The organism is Terriglobia bacterium (assembly GCA_036496425.1).
Taxonomy (GTDB): Bacteria; Acidobacteriota; Terriglobia; order 20CM-2-55-15; family 20CM-2-55-15; genus 20CM-2-55-15.
This window is the reverse complement of record DASXLG010000288.1, coordinates 39701-47105: the sequence shown is the minus strand read 5'-3', so window position 1 is coordinate 47105 and position 7405 is coordinate 39701. Positions and strand designations below refer to the sequence as shown.

The window sequence follows — 7405 nt, the reverse complement described above, 5'->3', positions numbered from 1 at the left end:
GCCATCCAGTTACAGACCGCGGTGCCGAGGTTACGAAGGCGGCTGATGCTTATTTCAACGCTTTATAGAGCGATGTTCCGCAAATCTGGGTTTTGCTCGGCGCACATGCAACACGATGCAACGAGCAATGCCGGGAAAAGTGCGCTATCCGGTACGCTGTTGCATATTTGTTGCATTTTTTGCATATTGAGGAATCAGGTATTTAGTTCAAGTTACAGTATCTAAATAGTTTGGCCCCGTAGCTCAGCTGGATAGAGCAGCGGTTTCCTAAACCGGAGGTCAGCAGTTCGAATCTGCTCGGGGCTATTCACATTTACAGGCTTTTCAAGGAGCCAAAACGGTCCGTCGTCACCGGAATTGCCACCAGGTTTGGCTGTTGGCTTCGTTCCGTACGCCGCTTCGAAGCATTCGCGAAAACATGATTTATCAATGGGTTAGCTTTTGAGACGGGATGAAATGCGGCCGGATTGTGCACTGGCGGTTCAAAAACAGCAAGTTGGAAACCAAAATTCGAGTATTTAAACACAAAATTCAAAGATGAATCCGAACTCAGAATCTTTAGCAGCGAAATTTCAAAATGCGATTAAAGATCGGTATCTTCATTCGCATTTTAAAAAGATGGGACCAGGAGTCCGAATCATTAGCCCCATGTTTAAAACATGAATTCAAACCTGCAATCTTGAAGCGACTCTTTTCAAAACTGGCTTAAAGATCTCGATCTTTAAGCCCAAAATTCAAAAATGGCTTTAAAAACGGGCATCTTTAAACCGATCTTAAAAAGATGCGATCCAAGATCGCCAACATTAACCCGATTTTGAAAGAATGGATGTGAAGGTAGGAACATCAATTCAATCTTTGAATCACTGGGTCAAAGATCGGAAACTTTAAATCCATCTTTTCAAAAAGGCGTCAATGATCGCGATCTTTAAAAATTCCCTGCAGAATGTAATTAAAGATCTGAATCTTTAGCCTTATTTTCGAAATATGAATTCAATGTTTTGGGACTTGAAACCCAGAAGTCAAATATCAATCCAAAGACGCAAAGACGGGATTGATGATCGGAAAGATTAACCCAATGTTTAAAGATGCGTTTAAATATTCTGATTTTGGGACTCACCTTCAAATTATTAGTCCAATCTTGAAAACATTCTTTTAATTATTCGACTTTCTGTCCAAAAGTGTCGAACATCGAAAAGTTATCCACGACCATCCCCAACCTTTATATATGTCGAAATTCGCGGCACAGCAATCACTCGACACGGCAGTTTTTGAATACTTCCGCAAGGCGTCGATCTAGCGCCGGGCTAGCGGGCAGCGAATTCAGGTAGTCGGCGAAGCAATCGTTGAAGAGCGCGCCGGGGCGGCGTTCGCGCAGGCGTTGAACGACTTCGGGGCCGGGCATGCCGAGTTTGTGGAGAATGACTCCGGCGACAAGCGCGGACCGATTGAAGCCCATGCCGCAATGAGAGAGCACGCGGTGTCCGGCCTGCACAATCCGGGCCCCGAGATGTCCGACCGCGTCGAGCTTTGCGAGGTTCGGCAGGTCCTCATCGAAAATCGGAAAGTAGATATAGAGGCACTGATTCGGCACGGTCGGAACGCCGTCGTCGATATCGGCATCCAGGTCGATGATCGTGTCGAGCTGGTGCTGAAGCAATAGATCCCAATCGCTGATCGCGGGCGAGATGAACAGCTGCCCGGCATCATCGACTTGAAAGAGTTCCATGCGGGCAGAGTAGCACACTGCTAACCAAACGTTTTTAGCCGCAGATGACGCAGATGACGCAGATGGGGCGCAAAAACGAACTTTAGAGGCGCCCCCATCCGCGTCATCTGCGTCATCTGCGGCTAAAAACCTTGTCAAAAAAACTAAAACTGACGACCTTGTTACACAAGGAGGGGGCCGCATTGATCATGCCGACTGCTTCATTTCCTTGCTACCGCTGATGGCCCGGCAGAACGCATTCACGACCTGAGGATCCAGCTGTGTACCGGCGTTGCGCTGTAATTCAGCGACCGCTTCCGCTTGAGATCGCGCGGAACGGTAGGGACGATTCGTGGTCAGGGCGTCATAAGAGTCGGCGACGGCGATGAGCCTGGAGCCGAGAGGGATTTCGGTTCCGCGCAGCCGGCTGGGATAACCGTCTCCGTCGAGGCGTTCGTGGTGATGCAGAACGAGCAGAGCGGCTTGCTGGAATCCGTTGACGTTGCGGCTGGCCATCCAGCCCCATTCCGGATGTTTGCGGATCCAGCCGAACTCTTCTTCGTCGAGTCTGCCGGGCTTCAGAAGGATGTGATCCGGAACCCCGATCTTTCCGATGTCGTGCAGTGACGCAGCGAAAACGGTCCTCTCCGTTTCATCGTCCGGCAGACACATCTGGACAGCGATGCTGCGGACATATTTCGCCACCCGCTGGCTGTGGCCGCCGGTGTAACGGTCGCGGAGATCGATGAGGGACACGAGCGACGTTGCCATTGCGAGGGTCTGCTGTTGAAACTCTTCCTCCAACTGGGCGAGACGGTATTCTGTTTCGCGGCCGGAGTTGTACCCACTTGAAGCGTCCATATTTGACTCAGTTCGGCTTGACAGCGTGGAGGACGTCGATACGGCCGTATCCCAGCTCATTCACATAACTGGGGTTCTCGGAGTTGATGTTGACGGCGGCTCCGGTAATGGATGGCGTCGCACCATTGACCCGCAGCGAGCGGATGAGCGCTGCCGTCCCCGCAACAGCGGGCGCACTGAAGGAAGTGCCGGAAACGACGCTGTACATTCCTCCCGGGTAGGGAAGAATGATGTTCACACCGGGGGCATCCACCACCACGGCCCTGCCGTAGTTCGAGAACGACGCCTTTTGATCGCTAATGTTTGTTGCCGCCGTCGTGATCACGCCGCTATAAGCCGCTGGATATTGAGGACTGGTCGTATTGTTGTTTCCCGCTGAAGCGACCAGCGTCAGGCTCAGGCTCTGAGCGTAGGAGATGCTGCTCCTGACGGCGTTCGAGTCCGTTAACGTGCCGAAGCTCATGTTGATCACCTGAGCTCCGTGATTAGCCGCATAACGGATGGCTTTCGCGATCGTAAACAGATCCGAGTTTCCATTGCTGTCGAATATACGCAGCGGCATGATCAGGCTGTTCGGCGCAATTGCCGCCAGGACGCCCGCGCACTCGGTGCCGTGGCCATATGCGGGATTCGCGCTGGCCTGCGGCAGTCCTGTGTTGTCCATGAAGCTCGCCGAAGATTGATCCATGAAACTCGCGGATGACTGATCCATGAAGCTTGCGGACGACTGGTCCATGAAGCTCGCGGAGGACTGGTTCAAAGACGCATATCCGGTCGGCTTTCCCGTGATGAAATCGTAGCCCCCCGTGAGATGGCCGGCGATTGCCGGATGCGTCGAATCGACCTGGGAATTGAGATCGGCGATAATCACGCCGGCCCCGCGCGAATAGGCCAGCGCGTTCTGGCTGTGCATGATCTGCCATGCCGGCTGGGCGGCATACCAGCCGGGATCGACGCTGCCGACCACCTGCAGGACTCCAAGTTGTCCGACGTTCGGAAGCGCCAGACCGGTGTTGACCTCGGACCATTGAATACCGAGCAATCCCGTAACCCGCGAAAGCAGCGCCGGCACCAGGGACGGTACAGAGATCGGCAGTTTGAGCAGATAGATACCGGTGCCCGGGATGTTGTCCAGGATGCTTGCGCCGAGGATGTTGACGAGCGAGGTGATATTGCCCAGAGGCGCGAGCTGGACGATAACGGGCGTTTGCGCCTGCGCGTAAACGCTGAGCCACAACATCAAAATCAGTGTCAGAAAGAATCGACGTCCTGTCATTTTATCCTCCTGGAGCCGGCTATATAGGCGTCTACTACGCCTAAATGTATTCCTTCGCGGTCAACGCGCCGATCACGGTCAGATTGGGAAGGTCGATCTGCAAGCTGAGGTCGCCTTCCGGCACATCGCTGAAATGGAATTCCCCCAAGTCGTCGACGGCTGTGCTTTCGATGCGCTCACCGTTTTTCAGTAAATGGAACCGCGCGGATTGGACGAAGTCCTCTCCGTGCCGGGGAAGCAGCTGGCCGAGCATTTGCATGTGCTCCTGCTCTCCCCAGATCTTCACATGAATATCGAACTCTTCGGCGCGCATCACCAGCTGCCGTGCCGGTGCGGCTGAGCCGCGGGCGCCGGCCATTGCAGGCTGCATGAAACTATCGAATATCAGCGTGGCCAGGACGGAGCGGACTTTTGAGCCGCCACCGTCCGGCCGTTTCGGGTAGATGTGCATTGCGTTCTGCAATTCCTGATCGGATGCGCTTTTCAGATGCGACCTTTCCAGGTCGATCCCCAATTGCCGCCATCGGCCAACTTCCTGCGTGCAGTCATTGCAAACCGCCAGGTGTTGCTGCCAGAACTGTTTTTGGGATTGATCCAATCGCTCTTCTGCGAAATCAAGAGCGATCTCTGAACTTAAATGCATATTGTCCGAATTGCTCCTCCTGGCTAAAAGTGGCCAGCAAGGCCCTCAAAAATACGAAGAGAGCAAAAAAACTTCAACTCCGTTATGGGTTTCCTGCCAGCAAGAATGGTGCCCAATAGAACGGATTTGGATACCGGTCGCGGACCGCGAGCATGGCGATCCTCAAAGCTGTTGATTTTGCAGCTCCTTTTCGCCATTCCTGGTAAAACCGCGTCATCAATTCGGTGGTCGACTCGTCATTAACATTCCATAAACTAAGGAGCAGGGACCGGGCTCCAGCATACAAAAATCCCCGCATCAGGCCGAGAAGATCGTCCGCGCCGGCCACTTCGCTCATTCCGGACTGGCAGCCGCTCAAGGTAACGAGATTGGTTTGGCACACCATTGAGAACAGGTCGAAGGCGGTGAACCAGCCGTCCGCCAGTTTGAAGCTGGAGAACATCGGATTATCCTGGCGGAATACGGCGTGAGTCGCGATGTGGAGGAATTCGGATGTCCTGCTGTTTTCGACGAAGGCTTCGCGGATGGCGGAGTCGTCCTGCAAAAGGCGGGCGTCCGGGAAAAGACGCTTCAGCCGCGTGAGTTCCTCCTTCACCAGGGGAACACTTTCATCCGCCACCCCGATCAGCAGAGGCGATGCGTTTTCGACCACCGGTTTTTCCAGGCAGTACTTCAGAACCGAGGCGCTGGGCGCGTAGGTGATCTCGAAATCGTCGATCAGGTACTTTTCGCCGTCGAAGAATGCGTGGAAAGGCAGGAAGTGCAGAGAGCCGTGCGGGACGATGGCGAGGTGGGGAGTTTCGAGTTCTTTAATGAACGGCGCGATCAAATATTTGTGCAGCTCGTGAAGGTGCCGCTTCGTGGCCTCGAGAATCTGCTTTGCGTGTGACAGGGCGTAATCTTTTCCCAGCATGAATTTTTCGAGCTGGAACCCCAGGCGCTCCTGCTGGCTCAAAACGCGCGTTGCGGGGCACAGCCGCCGCACGACGCGGGCGCCGGCCGGCGAGACAACGAACGCCAGAACTTCTTCACCGGCAGTGAAGTATTCGATCACCGTCGTCCGCTTTGGAAGCGAGGCCCGAAGGGATTCGAGAGTGACGATCGATACCTGCTGCAGCGACGCATACTCCGGATCGTCATTCGATACTTCACGCAGCGTTCGCGCCAGTTCCTGTTCCTTGAGGCCGATCGTTTCGAAATCAGAAGATCGCGAAAGCGGCCGTGTTTCCGGCCGGGCCCGCGCGTATTGAATATTCAATTCCTCCCGCAGGCGATTGATTTTTGCCAGCAGGGATTGATCGGTATGGCCCTGGCTCGAAGGAGCGTAATGCGAAAGCAATTCGATCAGTCCGCGGGACCGCGCCCGCTCGCACCATGCGTATGCGATTGAAAGCTGGGCGGCCGAATCGTCTTTGTCGAGCGACAGGCGGACCAGAGCATCGTAAGCCTTCTGCCTTCCCTTGAAAAACGTCACGCGCAATTCATCATGATGAAGCCGGGCCTGATGTTTTTCGAGTTCCTGAGCGGCGGATTCGAAGTGCATCCGGGCCTGTTCCCATTTTCGCTCGCGCTCCGCAATTTCCCCGCACAACAGGTGATACGGGAACAGAACGAGCGGGATTTTGATGTCCTTGACGATCGAGGCGATTTCGCCCGTGTAGCGGCTTGCGGCTTCGAGGTCGTTTAATGCCAGAGCGACGCGGCCAAGCAACACAAGACTGAAGATCCGTTTCGAAGGGATGCCGAGCCGGTCAAAGACGGCCTTTGCCTGCGCTGCGAGCGCCTGCGCTTCCCAGAACCGCTGCAGCGACAGGTGGACCTCCGCCCGGTAGAGGTCGAGCAGTCCGATCCAGTAATGATTGTTTTCGAGCTCGAAGATCTTTTGCGACGTTCTGAATATTTCCAGAGCTTCGGAGAAGCGCCGCAATTGTATGAAAGCGATACCGTAAAGACTTGTCGCTTTAGCCTGTTCGTATTTGAGCCCCAGCTTCTCGAAAAGTCCGGCTGAGCGGATGGCAAGCGCCGCGGCGTCTCTGGACAGATTGAGCTGAAGATAGATTTCGGCTTCGTCGAGGTCGCAGAGCGCGTAATGGCGCAGGCTGCCCGCCTTCTCGAATTCGGCGCGCAGCCGGGAAAAGGCGTCCAGTGCGTCGCTGTACCGGCCGCGCAGATACTGGAGATAGGCGCGGTTGTACTCCGCCTGGATCGAGAGATCCGCCCAGCCCAGTTTGTGGCAGAGTTTGATGGACGCGGCATACATCTGATCGGACTTTTCGAACTCGTCGATGTCCGCCAGCGCATTCGCAAGATTGAAACTCGATAAAGCGATGCCCTGCTCGTCGTCGAGCCGTCGAAATGCGTCGTAGCATCTGGCGTAATATTCGTACGCGCGGGCGTGATCGTCCGTCCGGTGGTGGATGTTGGCGATGTTGTTGTAGAGCCGGGCGAGCCCGGTCTCGTCGCTCAGATCCTTGAAGACTTTTTCAGCTGCTGCGGCAACTTCGAAGGCTTCCGCATAATGATCTGCATTCAGGAGGACACCAATGAGGGCAAGCCGGAGCCTGGCGGCCTGGCGGATGTCGCCGATATTTTCGAGGCTGGAAACGACGTCGCGGTAAAAGGGAATGGCGCGTTCGAATTCTTCATTGGCGCCGAGACAGCGGCCCATCATGTGGCGCGCCTCGATGAGGAAGCTGTTGTCGCCCGAGGCGGATGCAATACGCACGGCCGCTTGCGCGAGAGAAACGCTTTGCGCGGTTTTTAGGGTTTTGGGCTGGCCCGCATAACTGCCGGCGGAGACCGGTAGGATTTCCGCCCAGATCCGTTTGAAGAGATCCTCGATTTCCTGGTGAGGCGCCGGCGCAGCGAACGCATCCAGCTCGGCATCAGAACATTTCAGAAGATCGTCTGGCGACATATC

5 protein-coding genes and 1 tRNA gene are annotated in these 7405 nt (G+C 55.0%); 1 reads left to right on the top strand and 5 read right to left on the bottom strand.

Features of this window, described 5'->3' with window-relative positions:
* The first annotated feature begins 232 nt into the window (after window positions 1-232).
* Window positions 233-306 (top strand) — tRNA-Arg (locus VGK48_20965).
* A gap of 943 nt (window positions 307-1249) precedes the next feature.
* Here VGK48_20965 and VGK48_20960 read toward each other — a convergent pair.
* From VGK48_20960 to VGK48_20940, 5 genes are all read right to left on the bottom strand, one after another.
* Window positions 1250-1726 carry a hypothetical protein gene (locus tag VGK48_20960; GenBank protein HEY2383654.1) on the bottom strand — a complete coding sequence of 159 codons (477 nt, stop codon included), beginning with the start codon at window positions 1724-1726 and terminating at the stop codon, window positions 1250-1252.
* A gap of 186 nt (window positions 1727-1912) precedes the next feature.
* A complete protein-coding gene (locus VGK48_20955; GenBank protein HEY2383653.1) occupies window positions 1913-2566 on the bottom strand; it encodes an HD-GYP domain-containing protein in 654 nt (217 codons plus the stop codon).
* Window positions 2567-2573: 7 nt separating this feature from the next.
* Window positions 2574-3842 (bottom strand): S8 family serine peptidase, encoded by a 1269-nt coding sequence (locus VGK48_20950; GenBank protein HEY2383652.1) that lies wholly within the window; start codon window positions 3840-3842, stop codon window positions 2574-2576.
* Window positions 3843-3882: 40 nt separating this feature from the next.
* Window positions 3883-4440, bottom strand: coding sequence for a hypothetical protein (locus VGK48_20945; protein HEY2383651.1), 558 nt, complete (start codon window positions 4438-4440; stop codon window positions 3883-3885).
* A 127-nt stretch (window positions 4441-4567) separates the two neighbouring features.
* Window positions 4568-7402 (bottom strand): CHAT domain-containing tetratricopeptide repeat protein, encoded by a 2835-nt coding sequence (locus tag VGK48_20940; GenBank protein ID HEY2383650.1) that lies wholly within the window; start codon window positions 7400-7402, stop codon window positions 4568-4570.
* Window positions 7403-7405: the final 3 nt, after the last annotated feature.